Source organism: Kiritimatiellia bacterium, assembly GCA_028715905.1.
Classification (GTDB): domain Bacteria; phylum Verrucomicrobiota; class Kiritimatiellia; order JAAZAB01; family JAAZAB01; genus JAQUQV01.
Genome location: JAQUQV010000055.1, coordinates 1 through 15940, shown reverse-complemented (window position 1 = coordinate 15940; position 15940 = coordinate 1). Strand labels below are relative to the sequence as shown.

15 protein-coding genes and 1 pseudogene are annotated in these 15940 nt (G+C 51.7%); 9 read left to right on the top strand and 7 right to left on the bottom strand.

Translation table 11 applies throughout. The annotated features are described in order from the left end of the window. The 3 genes from PHP98_09795 to PHP98_09785 form a co-directional block, all read left to right on the top strand. Nucleotides 1–937, top strand: a 937-nt coding sequence (locus PHP98_09795) for a PDDEXK nuclease domain-containing protein (GenBank protein ID MDD5483921.1), incomplete at its 5' end; no start/stop codon positions are given. Then, complete coding sequence (locus PHP98_09790) at nucleotides 921–1205, top strand: hypothetical protein (GenBank protein ID MDD5483920.1); 285 nt, start codon at nucleotides 921–923, stop codon at nucleotides 1203–1205. The genes PHP98_09795 and PHP98_09790, both read left to right, overlap by 17 nt. Next, a complete protein-coding gene (locus tag PHP98_09785) occupies nucleotides 1198–1479 on the top strand; it encodes a hypothetical protein (protein MDD5483919.1) in 282 nt (93 codons plus the stop codon). The genes PHP98_09790 and PHP98_09785 overlap by 8 nt, the downstream gene beginning before the upstream one ends. A gap of 402 nt (nucleotides 1480–1881) precedes the next feature. On the opposite strand, the gene PHP98_09780 is transcribed toward PHP98_09785, so the two are convergent. Continuing rightward, on the bottom strand, nucleotides 1882–2127 hold the full coding sequence (locus PHP98_09780) for a hypothetical protein (GenBank protein MDD5483918.1): 246 nt from the start codon (nucleotides 2125–2127) through the stop codon (nucleotides 1882–1884). 181 nt (nucleotides 2128–2308) lie between these two features. Between PHP98_09780 and PHP98_09775 the strand changes: the two genes are divergently transcribed. The 6 genes from PHP98_09775 (at nucleotide 2309) to PHP98_09750 (ending at nucleotide 9300) form a co-directional block, all read left to right on the top strand. Continuing rightward, complete coding sequence (locus PHP98_09775) at nucleotides 2309–4303, top strand: beta-galactosidase (protein MDD5483917.1); 1995 nt, start codon at nucleotides 2309–2311, stop codon at nucleotides 4301–4303. Next, complete coding sequence (locus PHP98_09770) at nucleotides 4294–5436, top strand: uroporphyrinogen decarboxylase family protein (GenBank protein ID MDD5483916.1); 1143 nt, start codon at nucleotides 4294–4296, stop codon at nucleotides 5434–5436. Before PHP98_09775 ends, PHP98_09770 begins: the two co-directional genes overlap by 10 nt. Nucleotides 5437–6395: 959 nt before the next feature. Further along, complete coding sequence (locus tag PHP98_09765; protein MDD5483915.1) at nucleotides 6396–7559, top strand: ATP-binding protein; 1164 nt, start codon at nucleotides 6396–6398, stop codon at nucleotides 7557–7559. 15 nt (nucleotides 7560–7574) lie between these two features. Continuing rightward, complete coding sequence (locus PHP98_09760) at nucleotides 7575–8594, top strand: SGNH/GDSL hydrolase family protein (protein ID MDD5483914.1); 1020 nt, start codon at nucleotides 7575–7577, stop codon at nucleotides 8592–8594. Beyond that, nucleotides 8591–8875, top strand: a complete 285-nt coding sequence (locus PHP98_09755) for a hypothetical protein (protein MDD5483913.1) — start codon at nucleotides 8591–8593, stop codon at nucleotides 8873–8875. Before PHP98_09760 ends, PHP98_09755 begins: the two co-directional genes overlap by 4 nt. Nucleotides 8876–8952: 77 nt before the next feature. After that, nucleotides 8953–9300: a DMT family protein gene (locus PHP98_09750; protein MDD5483912.1), complete on the top strand. Its 348-nt coding sequence runs from the start codon at nucleotides 8953–8955 to the stop codon at nucleotides 9298–9300. A gap of 2 nt (nucleotides 9301–9302) precedes the next feature. Here PHP98_09750 and PHP98_09745 read toward each other — a convergent pair whose 3' ends face one another. The 6 genes and pseudogenes from PHP98_09745 to PHP98_09720 all read right to left on the bottom strand — a co-directional run bounded on the left by PHP98_09745 (nucleotide 9303) and on the right by PHP98_09720 (nucleotide 15743). Beyond that, nucleotides 9303–9548 (bottom strand): uroporphyrinogen decarboxylase family protein, encoded by a 246-nt coding sequence (locus tag PHP98_09745; protein MDD5483911.1) that lies wholly within the window; start codon nucleotides 9546–9548, stop codon nucleotides 9303–9305. 29 nt (nucleotides 9549–9577) lie between these two features. Continuing rightward, nucleotides 9578–10120, bottom strand: coding sequence for a hypothetical protein (locus PHP98_09740; protein ID MDD5483910.1), 543 nt, complete (start codon nucleotides 10118–10120; stop codon nucleotides 9578–9580). Then, a pseudogene (locus PHP98_09735) lies at nucleotides 10117–10779 on the bottom strand (uroporphyrinogen decarboxylase family protein). Before PHP98_09735 ends, PHP98_09740 begins: the two are co-directional and overlap by 4 nt. 233 nt (nucleotides 10780–11012) lie before the next feature. Next, entirely contained in the window at nucleotides 11013–11768 is a 756-nt protein-coding gene (gene rlmB, locus PHP98_09730; GenBank protein MDD5483909.1) for a 23S rRNA (guanosine(2251)-2'-O)-methyltransferase RlmB, read from the bottom strand. Between the two features lie 355 nt (nucleotides 11769–12123). After that, the gene (gene mutS / locus PHP98_09725; GenBank protein ID MDD5483908.1) at nucleotides 12124–14685 is read right to left on the bottom strand and encodes a DNA mismatch repair protein MutS; all 2562 of its coding nucleotides are present in this window, start codon (nucleotides 14683–14685) and stop codon (nucleotides 12124–12126) included. 410 nt (nucleotides 14686–15095) lie between these two features. Continuing rightward, nucleotides 15096–15743 carry a class II aldolase/adducin family protein gene (locus PHP98_09720; protein ID MDD5483907.1) on the bottom strand — a complete coding sequence of 216 codons (648 nt, stop codon included), beginning with the start codon at nucleotides 15741–15743 and terminating at the stop codon, nucleotides 15096–15098. Nucleotides 15744–15940 lie beyond the last annotated feature (197 nt).

Genomic DNA, 15940 nt, shown 5'->3' with positions numbered 1-15940 from the left:
CATTACCAGCATATTTACTGCGTTCCTCTTGAATTCCTCATCATATCTTTTGTGTTTCACTGCGGGCTCCTTTCTGACTCATATTCTACTTCGCCCGCCGTGTCCGTCAATCCGGGGCAACCCCAAACGGACAGCACTTTCCAAAAAACCGGAAGAACTTGCGCGGCTGGAACTGACTGAACTTCGGGAAGAGGACAAACTAGGCCAGGACTTGATATTCCGCGACCCATATTTCCTTGATTTTCTTGGACTCAAAGGAGCATACCAGGAGAAAGACCTTGAAACTGCCATTCTGCGCGAGTTAGAAATGTTTATCATGGAACTGGGGACGGGCTTTACCTTTGTCGAGCGGCAAAATGCCCAACCAGCGCCGTTATCTTCTCACTTCCTCAGGCCAAATATTAACCACCGCGCTCAATGCACTCCTGGCCGCATCCACACAACAGCTCGTCAATCTCGCCGCTTAAGCGGGCAAGTTCGCGCCAGGGGCGCTTGGTGGCGCGAAATGCACCGCGCATATGCTTCATACCCACATCATCCTTACCCAGCATTATTTTCTTGCTTTTCATCACGGCTTTTGACATTTCAGGTGCCGAACATCTGTTCGGTCAGAAATAAAAATAGGATTGCCGATACCAAAACGGCCTGCTATGGTATGGGCATGAAATTTGAATGGGACCCACAGAAGGCCGTCCGCAACCAGCGCAAGCACTGTGTGTCTTTTCAGGAAGCTGCGTCCGTTCTTGGTGATCCTCTTTCAATCACGTATCACGATCCGGATCACTCTATCACGGAACACAGGTTCATCACGGTGGGGATGGCGCAGTCTGGGCAGGTGCTCATGGTTGCGCACACGGACCGCGGAGACAATATTCGGATTATCAGCGCAAGAAAAACAAAACGGCAGGAAAGAAGATATTATGAAGAAGGTGAATGACAGAGAAATAGAAGACGATCTGCGGCCAGAATACGACCTATCCAAGCTCAAGGGTGGCGCGCGCGGTAAATACGCAAAGCGATTCCAGCAGGGGACAAACCTTGTTTTGCTCTCCCCGGATGTGGCTCGATATTTCCCCGACGAACATTCGGTAAACGCCGTTTTGAGGTTGTTGGTCGGAATCGCTAAGACCATTTGGCCGTTGCGGCCAAAACGAAGGCGAGTTCCGTCGTTATGTGCAAAAGAAAGGAAGAGAAGCCATGAGTAAACAGTCAATTCTATCTCAGAAATACGTCTGCCGAATGAAGTGGACCTATGTCGTATTAACAGTGACAAGCGGGCTGCTGGCCTTATTCTGCTTATTTATACCATCCTTCGTGAGACAGTCGTCTGAATCATATCAGCTTGCGGTTGGAGGCATGGTACTTATGTCAACCCTCTGTGTTTTATTCGGCATGAAATGTTCTTCTTTATTGGAACACGACGCCATTTACCGGGCCATTACAAAACAAACAGGTGACAACACAGGCGAACCTAAGTGAACAGTCTCAGACCCCGCCGCCGCATGGCAAACTGTTCATCTTCGCTTGCCACATCCTGCACACGCATGTATGACAACGTGCGCCAACAGATCGGATTATTTCGAGGCTCATCTTCCAACGGCTATCAGCCCGCCGCCTACGCTTCCCGATTCGGTCGCCCTACACGGGCAAGGCTCGCTTCCGGTTGCCTGAACTCGCTTTACCGGATGGGTTCAAGCTCGCGCTTTCCCCACAAGGTCATTCAAAATGGTTTCTACTTCCGTTTCCTCCATTCACAGGCTTCGCCTGTCGCGACACAGCTTCTCCTTTTTGATTTTTCCGGGGTAACCTGATTGATGTGCACCACAGGGAAACCGCTTTATGCTCGATTAAATCAAAAAACGCATCTTTATAGGCTTGAAGTCAAGAATGTATTATCCTGAGCAAAGGGGAGCGGATTTCAACCTGATATTCCATGCCGCTGGCCGAGGTGACGTGGAAATTGGAAAATACGGGATGAAGTTTGTCCATCGGCCGGATACGGAACGATTCCTGCCGCGCGCGCAATTTACGCCGGTTGATTTCGTCCTGGTCGGTTGTGCGCCAGTCATGGGCGCTTGGCATGGGGATATCGCGCGGAGGGCGCTTGGCTTTGGTCTTGGTTTTCATATGGCGAGAGATGACACTTTAATCATAAAATATGTCAAAAAAGAAGTAAAAAAAGCTTGCTTTTAATTTTGAAACCGGATAGCATAATTAAATCCATTAGAAATGGATGTCTTTTTTTTGTCTCCTTTTAGTCAAACGATTGAATTGGACGTATACATCTGCGATGTTGTGGTTCTGTTAAATGAAAACAATATCAAAAACTTTTAAAGGTCAGGCTCATTCAAGGCTTCTTTCGGGGGCAATTCATTATTTTCGCGTAGTCCCCGAATATTGGGAAGACCGCCTGCAAAAACTGAAATATCTCGGTTTGAACACCGTGGAAACATATACAGCTTGGAATATGCATGAACCAAAGCCGGGTAAATTTGTTTTCAAGGGCGGATTGGATGTTGAAAAATTCATAAGTCTTGCCGGCGAGTTGGAATTGCAGGTCATTGTGCGTCCGGGGCCGTTTATCTGTGCTGAATGGGAATTCGGCGGATTACCGGCATGGCTCCTGGCAGACCCAGGCATTCAACTGCGTTGCGTCAATCCCGCCTACCTGGCCGCCATTGACCGTTATTTTGACGAATTAATTCCGCGTTTGGCAAAATTTCAGGTTATCCGTGACGGACCATTAATTGCGGTCCAAGTGGAAAACGAGTATGGCAGTTATGGGAGCGACGCCAAATATTTGCGGTATTTGTCCGACGGCATGCGCGCGCGCGGCCTTAGCGTGCCCTTCTTCACTTCGGACGGAGCAACGGATTGGATGTTGGTCGGCGGCACATTGCCCGGTGTATTGAAAACTGTGAATTTTGGGAACGAAGACCCCATTGTTCCCGATGCTGTTTCTTCCCTGGCAAAATTGCGCGAACATCAGCCGGATGGTCCTCTGATGTGCGCTGAATTCTGGAATCAGAATACGGTTCTTCATTGGGGCGGGCATTTCAAGAGACGTTCCCCGCAGGAAGTGGCTAAACTCGTGGATAAGGTCTTAAGCGCCGGCGCCGCGTTGAATCAATATATGTTTCACGGCGGGACCAATTTTGGATTTATGAATGGGGCCAATTATGACGGCGGCCGCTATAAGCCGCATATCACAAGCTACGACCATGATGGTTTGTTGGATGAAGCCGGCGATCCGACCCCTAAATATTATGCGGTTCGTGAAGTTATGGGCAAATATGTTTCATTGCCGCAGGAGCAACCGCCGCCTTCATTGCCGAAGGCTGCCTATGGGAAGGTAGAGTTGACGGAGTTTGCGCCGTTGTTTGATGTGCTGGAAAATCTCGGCGCTCCCGAACAACGCGTCACGCCGGAGCCCATGGAAAAACTCGGGCAGGACTATGGCTTTATCCTTTATCGCACAACGGTAACCGGACCGCGCGAGCCAATGCCGCTTGTTCTGCAGGAGGTTCATGACCGCGCGCAGATTTTTGTCGATGGTGAATACAAGGGCGTGATTGAACGCTGGGGGCCGCAGGATCAGGTGATGCTCGGGTTTTCAAAAGGAGAACACAGGCTGGATGTGTTGGTTGAAAACATGGGACGGATTAATTATGGCCCTTATCTGCGCGATTATAAAGGCGTTACCGATGGTATTAGATTGGAGCGGCAATTCCTCTGCCATTGGCAAATTTTCAGCTTGCCGTTAAACAACATTTCTTCATTGCCTTTTGAAAGCGGCATTAAGTTGAATCAGTTGCAAAAGTCGGTCCGGAACCCACCCCGGCCTTCTTCCGTCGCTCAAGGAGCTATGATGGAGAAGTCGGCCACCCCTCCTCCAGCGGAGGGGATCTTTCTGCCAAAGGCAGATCCGCCTCTGGCGGAAATGAGTTCTAAGACAAGATGTTATGCTCCCCTCATGGGAGGGGTACGCGAAGCGGGGGGTGGGTCCGAAGATGGCAGAAGAAGACTTTTGCAAGTAGCTCAGTTAAAAGTGCCGATATTCTGCCGGGGATGTTTTGAAGTGGATAAAGTGGCGGATACTTTTCTGGCGTTGCCGGGGTGGACAAAGGGGGTATGTTTTATCAACGGTTTTAATCTGGGCCGCTATTGGGAAATAGGGCCGCAAATGACCTTCTTTTTGCCGGCGCCTCTGCTTCACGCCGGGAAAAACGAAATCATCGTTTTCGAACTGCACGGCATGAAAGAAATGGCGGTTGAATTCCGCGACCGGCCGGAATGGAGATGAATGTTCGGCGTGCATTGAACGGTTTTGGGCAATATTTGGATGATTTTATGAAAAAGATGATAAGTTCTCGCGAGCGAGTAAAAACGGTTTTGGAAGGAAAAGTCCCAGACCACATTCCAAGCAGACTGCGAACTACGCCGGAAGCATTGGCGGCCTTGGAAAATTATCTTGGACTGAAAGGAGATGCACTCCTTGACCGACTGGGTGTTGATCTGACGCGAGTTTCTTTCGTTTATAATGGTCCCAAGGAATTGTACGGCGGTCCATTTCTCGGAGGGGCGGGCAAGGATATCTTCGGCATAGAATGGCGTCCGGTACAGAACAAATACTGTGTTTATATGGAAGCTCAAAACACTCCGTTGGCGCAAGCGCGTTCAGTCATGGAAATTGAGCGGTATGCCTGGCCGGATCCGAAATGGTTTAATCATGCCGGTTTGGCGGACGAAATCGACAAAACAGGCGGCAACGGCAAACGAGCCGTTATGCTTTCCGCCGGGGATTGGGAAATTTTCTATCTTTTGCGCGGCATGGAGCAGTTCATGCTGGATATGGTTGAAAATCCTGAAATTATTGATGCCATCGCCCGACATCTTGCCGGTTTCTATGGTGATCGGTTAAGACAAGCCCTGAAGGTTGTCGGAAAGAAAATTGACATAGTCGGTTTCAGCGGCGACATCGGCTCTCAAACCGGTCTGATGTTCTCTCCGGAAATGTGGCGTAGATTCTGGAAACAACCATTGGTGGATTTAATCAAAATTTGCCGCGCCAGTCGTCTTCCGGTTTGTTATCACTCCTGCGGCAGTATTGTTCCCATAATTCCGGATTTGATCGAAATCGGCGTTAAAATTCTGGATCCCATTCAGACGCGTGCGCAAGGCATGCGGCCGGAAATACTTAAAGAGCGTTTCGGCGACAAGCTGGTTTTTCATGGCGGAGTGGACGAACAGGAACTTTTACCAAATGGTTCGCCTGCTGACGTGGCCGCGGAAGTCTGCCGGCTGGTAAAGATTTTGGGAAGGGGTGGCGGATATATTTTATCCTCCAGCCATTCTCTTCAGTCCGATACGCCGCCGGAAAATATCGTGGCCATGTTTGACGCCGTTCGAACAATTTTATTTTATGAAACATGTTGATTGTCTGATTGTCGGGGCATTGACCACGGACATTTGTTCCAGGTCTTCGTCCGCTTGGGAGTGAAAATGCCGGATGATGTTCGGTTGGCCGGATTTAACGGTATAGAAGCCGCCTTGTTGGCCGGAATCACAACCATGGTATTTGATTGGCAGGCGCTGGCCACAACGGCATGATGTTTCAATTGATTTCCGCGCCGAATGATAAAAAATCAGCGCCGGTCGGCACATCAATACGCATTTTCGAAATATTACGCGCTGTCCGAAGATTCGAGGATGTCCTTATTGACCTGATTGACGATTCCCCCGAGATTAACCGGCTCGCGGACGTCATTACGGAATATTTGAGAGTTTAACATATTGTTTTATTCCGGATTTCGCACACTGCCAAACATGGAAACACCTGTTCATACTGATGCCGGTGGCTGCGTGTCTGCATCGGCTGAAAAGCGATTTCTTATCAAGAAAACGAAAGCGGCCCTGGGCGCCGGCGGATGTGATTTGTACGGTTTTAAAGGTTGGTTTGGATTGCAAACCCGGCGCTAAAAAGCAACTTCTGGAAATTATCGTATTGGCAACCAATCAGCCTTTGGCCGAAATAATTAACAATATCTGCGTTGTTCCGTCACGAGCCAAAAACGTGACGATGCCGGGAAACCAATGATCCTTCATTTGGGGTGTTGAAACGGGCGCTGGAAAGGGCGTTCCTCGGCGGAATATGCCGTGGAGCTGACAATGATGCAAAAACAAATGGGGTTAGTATCTCGGTAAGTTTTCGACGCTGATATTCAGCGGATGTCTTGATAAATGATAAAAATAGAGTTTTTTAAGGACAGAATTTAATCTTCAAAATGCCGTGTTTGGTGAAAGTCTCGTGCTGTCCGGGACGATTCCCGAACTGAAGTTTATGCTAATTGTCAATTCAATTGACAATTGGCATAAACCGTGGTAGAAAGACGCTCATGATTAAGAGAGAAATAGCGCCGATCATAAAGGAGCTTGTTCGCGGTTATTCTGCCCTGGCGCTTACCGGTCCCCGCCAATCAGGCAAGACAACCTTGGCTAAATATGTTTTTCCGGATAAACCGTATGTCTCTCTGGAAAATCCGGATTTACGGGAACTCGCCCTGCAAGATCCGCGCGGATTTCTTGAGAAATATCGCGCGGGAGCCATTTTGGATGAAATTCAAAATTGTCCCGCGCTTTTTTCCTATCTGCAGGAAATAATGGATTCGTCAGATAAAATGGGACGATTTATTTTAACCGGTTCCCAACAATTTGGATTGTTATCGGGGATCACTCAGTCGTTGGCCGGACGCATCGCCATGGTTCAGTTGCTTCCATTCTCTTATTTGGAAATGTACGGCGGCAAATCACCCGCTTTACAAGAAACTATGTTTCGCGGTTTTTATCCTCCCGTGCATAATCGTAAACTTAATCCAACCATCTGGTATGCAAATTATATTCAAACCTATATTGAGCGGGATGTGCGAAAAATGATAGATGTTCGGGATCTGAACGCGTTTCAACGATTTGTCAGGTTATGCGCGGGTCGCGTCGGACAGCTCGTGAACTTGTCGCAGTTGGCGGCCGACGCCGGGATCACGCACAATACCGCCCGCGCCTGGATTTCCATCCTGGAAGCCAGCTATATCGTCTTTCTGCTCCAGCCGCATCATCGTAATTTTAACAAACGGATTATAAAAATGCCGAAAATGTATTTTTATGATACCGGACTGGTTTGCTGGCTTTTGGCCATTCAGAATGCGGATCAGATCATGACGCACCCCCAGCGCGGAGTTCTGTTTGAGAATTTGGTAATTTCCGAAATGATCAAAGCGCGTTTTAACCGGGGGTTAACGTCAAACCTTTATTTTTGGCGGGACCGCGCCGGTAACGAGGTGGATACTATTATTGAAAAAGCGGACGAACTGATTCCTGTGGAAATTAAATCCGGCCAGACACTGAATGGCGATTTTTTTAAAGGTGTTGACCACTGGCTGAAGTTGGCGCTTCCGCATCGTTCCAAGGCATGGCTCGTTTACGGCGGGGAAGAGAATCGCCGGCGGGATCAGACGCACATTCTTTCGTGGCGTGATTTGAGATTGCTGCGTGATCTTCTGTAAGTTCCAGGACATGATATGCGTTTTTTAAGACAGGAATTTAACCTTCAAAACACCGTATTCGGGGAAAGTCTTGTGTTTGCCGGGACAAATCCCGAACGGCTTTTACAGGCGCGCATCATTCCCGGAAGCGTCGCGTTGCGCTCGAAATATCTCGATTTCGATCAGGGCGTAATTATTTATGAAGAGGGCAAGGACTACGCAGTTGACCATGAAAACGGCGCTCTTTGCCGCACTCCCGGCTCGCGCATTCCGGACTATCGCGATCATGTTTTTTACGGACGGGAACGATTCGACCATCGTGAAGCCGCGGATTTCGGCAATGCGCGATTTACCGTCTATTGCGACTACGCGTTTGCTGCGGACGAACCGCCGATGCTTTCTTCCGAACCCGGCAATCGGCTTTTCCCGGATTGTTTCGAAAAAAAACAAATGACCATCGGCATCATCGGGGACAGCATCACCTATGGCTGTGACGCCACTGTTTCCGAACGTTCCTATGCCTGGCAATGGGCGGACGCGCTTGAGCGGAAATATCACGGGGTGTCGTTTCGCGTCTATAACAAGGCGGTCGGCGGAATGGCGTCAGAGCGGGGTGTTACGGCCTTCGAGCGCGAACTGGCGCCGCTCAAACCTGATATTGTCCTGATCGGCTTTGGAATGAACGATCAAAACCGCGGCGCTTCCGGAGACATCGCAACACCGCCCGGAAAATTCATGGCCAATCTCAACGCGATATGCGCTTCGGCAAAAAAAGCGAACCCGGATGCGTTGATCGCGCTTGTTTCGCCGATGCTTCCCAACCCGCGCTGGCGCCACACCTCGGGACGGCTTCTGGAATTGCGCGCGGTACTGCGGGGGATCGCCGATAATAACGGATATTCCTTTGCGGACGTGACTTCCTGCTGGGAAAGGATGCTGGCGCGCAAAAGCGTTGAGAGCCTTGCCGCCAACAACGTCAATCATCCGAATGACTTCGGGCATTGGATTTATGCGCAATTGGTAAAAGCGGCAACAATTGAACAGGAGGACAAATGACTGGCAGAGAAAGAGTTTTGGCGGCAGTTGATCGTCGTTCGGTGGACCGTTATCCGTATGATCTGGCCGGAACGGATTGTTCCGGAATTCACGTGGTTGCTTACCAAAAACTTCGTGACTTTTTGGGGTTGCCGAAGAAAGCGGTGGAATGCGGATGCCTCGCTCAACTGGTTGCCAAAATTGACGACGATGTCAAGGATGCCCTGCAGGTTGATGCGGAAGCGCTTTATTTCGGATCTAAAGAGACGAAAATATGGCAGGCGCCTTTTCAGACTTCCTGAAGATAATTGACAGCGCAAATAATTCGGCAATAATCGGCGCCAACAACTTTTACGCGAGAAAGGAGGAGGAGAGCCGCATGCCGGTTTTTTTAAAGACAATTCTGCTTTTGATGCTGTCGAATATTTTCATGACCTTTGCATGGTATGGACATCTGAAGAACCTTGGCAACCGTCCCTGGGTGATTGCCGCGATTGTGAGCTGGGGGATCGCGCTTTTCGAATACCTGTTGCAGGTTCCCGCCAATCGAATAGGTTTTCAGGCGCTTTCGCTTTCGCAGTTGAAGATTTTGCAGGAGGTGATCACGCTTTCGGTTTTCGTTCCCTTTGCCGTATTTTATATGAAGCAATCCGTCCGGATGGACTTTGTTTACGCGGGACTCTGCCTTTGCGGCGCCGTTTTTTTCATCTTTCGCGGGGGGAATTAATCCTAATTAAACTCCTGCTGTTCCCGGACCGTGTCAATAAAAGCCAGCATGTTTTCCAGGGGAACGTCGCCTTCAACGGCATGCGCCGGAGCCAGAATATAACCGCCTTCGCGCCCCAGTTCCAGCAGGCGCCGGGTTTCTTTTCTGACGTCTTCCGCCGTTCCGTAAGGGAGCGTTTTTTGGGTTGAAAGGCCGCCGAAGAAGGCCAGCCTTCCCCGATACTTTTTGATGAGAGCTTCCACGTCCATGACTTCGGGTTGAAAAGGATTAAAACAATTCAGGCCGATGGAAATAAGCTCATCAAATAATTCACAATGTTGGAATCCGCTATCGTTCTTAAAAGATCCCGGACAAAATCGGGATGATCATAAAAATCCATCATCAGGTTTTCCATCCCGCGCAATGTCCAGGCACGCTCGTAGAGGGAAAAGCCGATGCTGAACTCAAGGAAACAATCATTGTGTTTTTTGATTTCCCCGGGTAAGTCCGCAAAAACCCGCTTTTCCAGCGGATCGGGGAACTTATAGCCCTTCAGGGTCGGTTCCGGCAAAAAATGCCCCTTGACGTTGCCGATATCCTTGTCCACGCTCCGGTCCCAGGTAACTCCGAACATATCGCGCACGCAGTCATTGCCGACATTCTCAAATCTATCCGGGCCAAACCCGCGCATGTGATTATGCAATTTAGCCTCCGTAGCCGCGTCGGAGCCGAAATGGCGGACGATTTTTTCCCATGCCTCGCAAGTGAATGCAAAAGACCAGGGAACATAGGGCGGGCGTTTGCCGTTAAGCACGAGCCGGACTACATCGCGTTTTGTCATTTTATTCCGAACATCCTTTCCTTGAGATCAAGATAATACAGATAATCTTCCGGTTTGACATTCGGCGGGCAGCGGTGATCGCAGAAAGGAATATAGCCGCCGCGTTCCACGAGCGGCACAAGAGTTTCCAGGTATGCTTTTATGGCTTTTGGCCCCTTGCCCAACTCCAGTTTGTTCACTCCGCCCATGATCCGCAAGTCCTTGCCGTATTCTTTCAGGAGTTCGCCGGGGTGGGCGCATCCGTTGACTTCAAACGGGAAGAGACAATTGATCCCGCTTTCAAGGAAATAAGGCAGGATGGGGCGAACGTCGCCGTCGCAATCCGTGTACCAGACGTCAATGCCGTGCGCTTTCAATTTTTTATTGATGCGTTTGTAACGCGGCATGACGATGTTCTTGAAAAAGTCAACCGAGACGATCGGGCCGTTTTTAAAACAGATGTCCTCCCAACCGGAGGCAAAGTCAAAATCAATCTTGCCGAGAACCTTATCCAGGAAATCCTCCACGAGCAGGCAAGATGTTTCCACCATGTCTTCCACCATGTCGGGATAATCATAAACGGCGTAGGCCAGGCCTTCAAAAGTAAGCATATCGCGGATTTTGCCGATCATTGAGCCGCAATGCACCCCCACGGGAAAATCACGGTCTGGCGGATATTGCTTTTTAAGAAGTTCAAATTAAACCGAACGAGGCCTTTCAGTTTTGCCTCAGCGATCTCTGCGGTAAAAATCGGGAACGGGTCTATCAGATGACCGCGGTCAGCGTGACAAGCGCGCCGCCGAAGAGGCCGCCGCCACCTGGTCGGCCAAGTGGCGCGAACTCATCAAGAAAGCAAATTGCGCTTGACATGTTTTTCCGGATTTCGCACACTGCCAAACATGGAAACACCTGTTCATACTGATGCCGGTGGCTGCGTGTCTGCATCGGCTGAAAAGCGATTTCTTATCAAGTAAAGCGCCACTCCCGCGGCGACCGAGGCGTTCAAAGAAGAAATTTTTCCCCGCAGCGGTATGCGAACAACATAACGGGCCGTATTCAGAATAAGCTGGCCAACCCCGCGGTGCTCGCCGCCGATCACCAGCATCACCCGCTCCTCCTGCGGAATTTCAAGCGCACTGATCGTCATTTTCCCGCTCCCGTCCAGGGCCACAACCGTAAAACCGTTTTTGACGGCCTCGCGCGCGTAATAATTGGCGGCGTGATCGCGCGCGATCCGCAGATGCTCGCTCGCCCCGGCGCTTGCCTTGACAACCGAGGGATACACTCCCGCCGTGCCGCGGCTGGAAAGCAGAACATTTCCCCAGCCGAATGATTCCGCGCTCCTTAAAATTGCGCCGACATTCTGCGGATCCTCAATGTTGTCCAGAAGCAAAATCCGGTCATATTCCAATAATTCCGCAAACGAAACATAAGGATAGGCCTCCGCTTCAACCACAACGCCCTGGTGCTCGGTCGTCCGGCACAATTCAAAAAGCCGGCCCTTGCTTGCAAATTCCGCCTTCACCCCCGCCTTTTTAAGCAGTTCAAGCAGTTTAAGCGTCCGAACGGCGTTCCGGATTGTGTCCGCAATATAGACACAATAAATCCTGCGCTTCCCGGCGCGCACAACCTCAAAGGCCGGATTGATGCCGTAAAGGTATTCTTTCATCGGTAATCAAGGTTGTATCCTTTTAACTATCCACAGAAAATTTTGACAGGATAACCCTGGCCTGCGGCTGGGCAGGCAGGATGGGTTTTATCCTGTAAATCAGCATCTCAAAACATTCCTACGCTGCGTCGGAATGAATCCTGCTTTTCTTGCATATATTTTCAGGCTTATTTTTCAATCCCAACGGTCATAACCGCAGCTCACCATATAACCCGCCGAATATCGGATTATTCTTTTGGACACCGGCCAACGGACGGTGTCCAAAAGAACGACGAAGTCGTGATAAACAGGATTATCCTGTTATCCCGTCAATTCTTTCTGCAAATGGCTTAATAGTTATTCAAGGTTATCAGGTTCAGAGCCGAGCTCCGAACAAGTCCATCTGCAGAGAATTATCCCTGGCCCTGCGCTGGCGGTGAACGGCGATTTTCGGCTGGCCCGCCTCCTCAAACTCGCCTTCTTCAAGATTGAGCAGGATTTCCCGGGCGCGCGCCACCACATCCGCCGGCAGTCCGGCCAGGCGGGCGACCTGGATGCCGTAGCTTTTGTCCGCGGCGCCAGCCACAATCTTCCGTAAAAAGACGACGCGGTCGTTCTCCTCGCGCACGAGCACGTTGTAATTCCGGACGCCCTTCAGGGTTACGGCGATATCCGTCAATTCATGATAATGAGTGGCAAAAAGCGCCTTGGCCTTAATGGCGTCGTGCAGATATTCGGCCACCGCCCAGGCAATGCTTATGCCGTCAAAAGTGCTCGTGCCGCGTCCGATCTCATCCAGCACAATGAGGCTTCGTTCGGTGGCATTGTTCAAAATATTCGCGGTTTCCTGCATTTCAACCATGAAGGTGCTCCGGCCGCGGGCCAGGTCGTCGCTTGCGCCCACCCTCGTGAAAATCCGGTCAACGACGCCGATTTCAGCCGCTGATGCCGGCACGAACGACCCCATCTGCGCCATGATGACAATCAGGGCCACCTGGCGGATATAGGTTGATTTCCCGGCCATGTTGGGACCGGTAATGATGATCAGGCGGTTGGCCTCGCAGTCCAGGAGGGTGTCATTGGGCACGAACCGGTCGCCGGATGGCATCTGTTCAATAACCGGATGGCGTCCGTCTTTTATCCGGATTGTCCTGCCGTCCGTCATCACCGGCCGCGCGTAGCGCAAAGCCAGGGCCCTGTCCGCGAGGGAAGCAAGGACGTCCAGCGCGGCGATGGCGTAGGCCGATTGCAGTATCCGGCCGCTCTCCGGCAGAACTTTATCCTTCAGGTCCGCCAGCAGTTCGGCTTCCAACGCCAGGGCGCGCTCCTGGGCTCCGATAATTTTATTTTCAAACTCTTTCAATTCCGGTGTGATAAACCGTTCGGCGTTGACGAGGGTCTGCTTACGGGCGTAATCGGGCGGCACATTGGCCGCCTGTCCCTTTGAAACCTCAAGATAATATCCGAAAATCTGGTTATAACGAACCTTCAGGGTTTTAATGCCGGTGCGTTGCTGCTCTTTTGTCTGGTATTCCGCCAGCCAGGCGCGTCCCTGAGTGGCCGCCGCGCGCAGTTCATCCAGGGCGGCATTATAGCCGCTCCGGACCGCGCCGCCATCCTTAAGCATGGCCGGCGGCTCATCAACAATCGCGCGTTCAATCAAATCCGCCAGTTCCGGGAGCGGCGTTATTTGCCCGGCCAGGTCGGCGAGCAGGCGCGTTTGGACGCCGTTCAGGAGTCCCCGGACTTTCGCCAGCGCACCCAGCGACTGCGCCAGCGCGCGCAGGTCGCGCGCCCCGCCCGCACCCGATGCCAGCCGGGCAACGAGCCGTTCCAGGTCCCGAACCCGGCCCAGCTCCGCGCGCATATCCCGCAGGAGGGTTCTCTCTTCACAAAACGCCGCGACCGCGTCGTGCCGCCGCAAAACCGCGTTTTTCTCCGCCAACGGCCGCAGGAGCCATTCGCGCATGCGCCGCCCGCCCATGGCCGTCCTGGTGGCGTCCAGCACGCCCAACAGTGTGGCGGCGGTTTCCCCCCCGCAGAATGCGCCGCCGGCCAGCCCGCCCCGCGCGGAAACACGCGCGCCAACGAGATCAAGGTTGCCCCGTGTGGCCTCGTCCATAAACAGGAAATCGTCCGGATTTTTACGGCGCAATGAACGCACGTTCCGGGCGGAACGATGCAAAACGTTTTTGACGTAATGCAGAACTCCGCCGGCCGCCCCGACCCCCGCAAGGCACCCTTCGCACCCAAACCCGTCAAGCGACTGCGCCTCAAAATGGTTTGTCAGCGTTTCATAGGCCGACGCGTATTCAAACATCCAATCTTCATAAGGGGTGGCCGGAAGACGCAATTCATCGCCGACCATTTGTTTCAAGGGCGAGCCGGCCCCTTCAAGCAGGGAGGCCGGCATGACACATTCCGCGGGCGCCCAGCGCAGGAGATTATCACGAAGCGTATCGGCGCTTTCGGTCTCTTCCATCAAGAATTCGCCGGTGGAAAGATCCAGCAGGGCCAGGCCGTAAGAGGCGCCGGTCTGATAAAGCCCGGCCAGGAAATTGTTTTTTGATGAATCCAGCAGTTGCTCGTTCAACACCGCGCCGGGCGAGACGATCCCGGTAACCTCGCGCCGGACAATGCCCCGCGCAACGGCGGGGTCTTCAACCTGGTCGCAAACGGCCACTTTTTTGCCGGCGCGGATCAGCTTGCTGAGATAATTTTCATAGGCGTGATAAGGCACGCCGCACATCGGCGCTTTCTGGCGTTTGGTGAGGGCGATATCCAGGATCGCGGAGGCTTCCACCGCGTCCTCAAAGAACATTTCATAAAAATCGCCCAGCCGGAAAAAAAGAATGGTATTCGGCGGCAGTTGCGCCTTGATCCGGCGGTACTGCTGCATCATGGGCGTCATGGTGGAAAGCTGTGCCTTATTTTTCAAATTTCATTTCCACCAAAGATTCATGGGCATGAAAACCGTCCGGCATATTTATCAGCGAGCTGGAGCTAAGTTCTTTCACGGAAAGGCAACAGGAATAATTATACCGCCCTGCCATCATGAGCCAGACAGAGACGGAGCCGAAAAGCTCCCCGCGGGCCGTCAAGTCTTTGGCCGGCGGAACTGTTGATGCCCCCCCCCCTTGCTCCGCCGGAGCGGCCGTGTCAACATAAAATTTCCACACAAAAACGCTAAATGTTTTCACGGAACGGGCCAATTGTCAATTAAAATGTCGGACACATGACAAACGCCCCAGTTGCTTACACAAAAATTCAGACTTCCTGATCCGCGTTTTTTGAGACGCGGATCAGGAAGTCTGATATTGAAAAATGCGGATGCGCGGCCAGGCGGGATTACGCCTGCATCATTTTCAAGCGGTGTTTCGGGGCGTCCAGTTTCATCAGGTCGGCCTGCTGCTTTTTGCTGAGGAAGCGCGGATGTCCCGTAATGGCCGCCGCCGCCAGCGAGATGGCGGCGTGTTCCACCACCAGGCAACGGTAAAAAGCCTGCTTCATCACCTGCCCCACGGCAAGCACCCCGTGGTTCACCATGAAAATCGTGTCATGGTTCCGGGCGGCTTTTTTAACGGCCTGTGCCAGTTCCATGGTGGTCGGCGTAACATAAGGAATGGTTGTCACGCGCCCCAGGTCGTTGATAAACTCGGCGAACATGGGCTTGATTTTCACCCCAGCGCTGATCACCCCGGAGGCCCATGGTGAATGGGTATGAAATACAGCCGTGATTTCCGGCCGGACGCGGTAAATGGCCAGGTGCATGTTGAATTCGGAAGTGGGTTTGTTTTTGCCGGCGATTTGGCGCCCGCTTTTCAAATCCATCCCGCACAAGTCGGCCGGCCTCATTTCATCCATTGCAAAACCGCTCGGCTTCATCCAGATGATTTTTCCGTCCCGCGCGCTGATGTTGCCGCCGGCCCCGGCCACCAGGCCGGAGCGCGCTATTTTTTTGCCATAATTGACCAATTCGCCGCGAATATCCGCCATGAAAACATCTCCTTTTTATTAGCCATCAATAAACCGATTTAATGCTTACAAACCCGGTTAATATAGTTGATTTTTTTTACAAAGAAAGGAATAAATCGCCAGCATAAAAACAACCGGCGTAGTCGTTTGACAACCTGGCTTTACAACGCAACACTCAAAACCTTTCGCAGGCCGGTCGCCATGGATATAAACACATG

Coding starts and splice junctions, on each gene's coding strand:
- PHP98_09750 (MDD5483912.1), top strand. CDS start 8,953: ATGCCGGTTTTTTTAAAGACAATTCTGCTTTTGATGCTGTCGAATATT.
- PHP98_09765 (MDD5483915.1), top strand. CDS start 6,396: ATGATTAAGAGAGAAATAGCGCCGATCATAAAGGAGCTTGTTCGCGGT.
- PHP98_09790 (MDD5483920.1), top strand. CDS start 921: ATGAAGAAGGTGAATGACAGAGAAATAGAAGACGATCTGCGGCCAGAA.
- PHP98_09745 (MDD5483911.1), bottom strand. CDS start 9,548: ATGGACGTGGAAGCTCTCATCAAAAAGTATCGGGGAAGGCTGGCCTTC.
- PHP98_09785 (MDD5483919.1), top strand. CDS start 1,198: ATGAGTAAACAGTCAATTCTATCTCAGAAATACGTCTGCCGAATGAAG.
- rlmB (MDD5483909.1), bottom strand. CDS start 11,768: ATGAAAGAATACCTTTACGGCATCAATCCGGCCTTTGAGGTTGTGCGC.
- PHP98_09770 (MDD5483916.1), top strand. CDS start 4,294: ATGGAGATGAATGTTCGGCGTGCATTGAACGGTTTTGGGCAATATTTG.
- PHP98_09760 (MDD5483914.1), top strand. CDS start 7,575: ATGCGTTTTTTAAGACAGGAATTTAACCTTCAAAACACCGTATTCGGG.
- PHP98_09775 (MDD5483917.1), top strand. CDS start 2,309: ATGAAAACAATATCAAAAACTTTTAAAGGTCAGGCTCATTCAAGGCTT.
- PHP98_09740 (MDD5483910.1), bottom strand. CDS start 10,120: ATGACAAAACGCGATGTAGTCCGGCTCGTGCTTAACGGCAAACGCCCG.
- PHP98_09720 (MDD5483907.1), bottom strand. CDS start 15,743: ATGGCGGATATTCGCGGCGAATTGGTCAATTATGGCAAAAAAATAGCG.
- PHP98_09755 (MDD5483913.1), top strand. CDS start 8,591: ATGACTGGCAGAGAAAGAGTTTTGGCGGCAGTTGATCGTCGTTCGGTG.
- PHP98_09780 (MDD5483918.1), bottom strand. CDS start 2,127: ATGAAAACCAAGACCAAAGCCAAGCGCCCTCCGCGCGATATCCCCATG.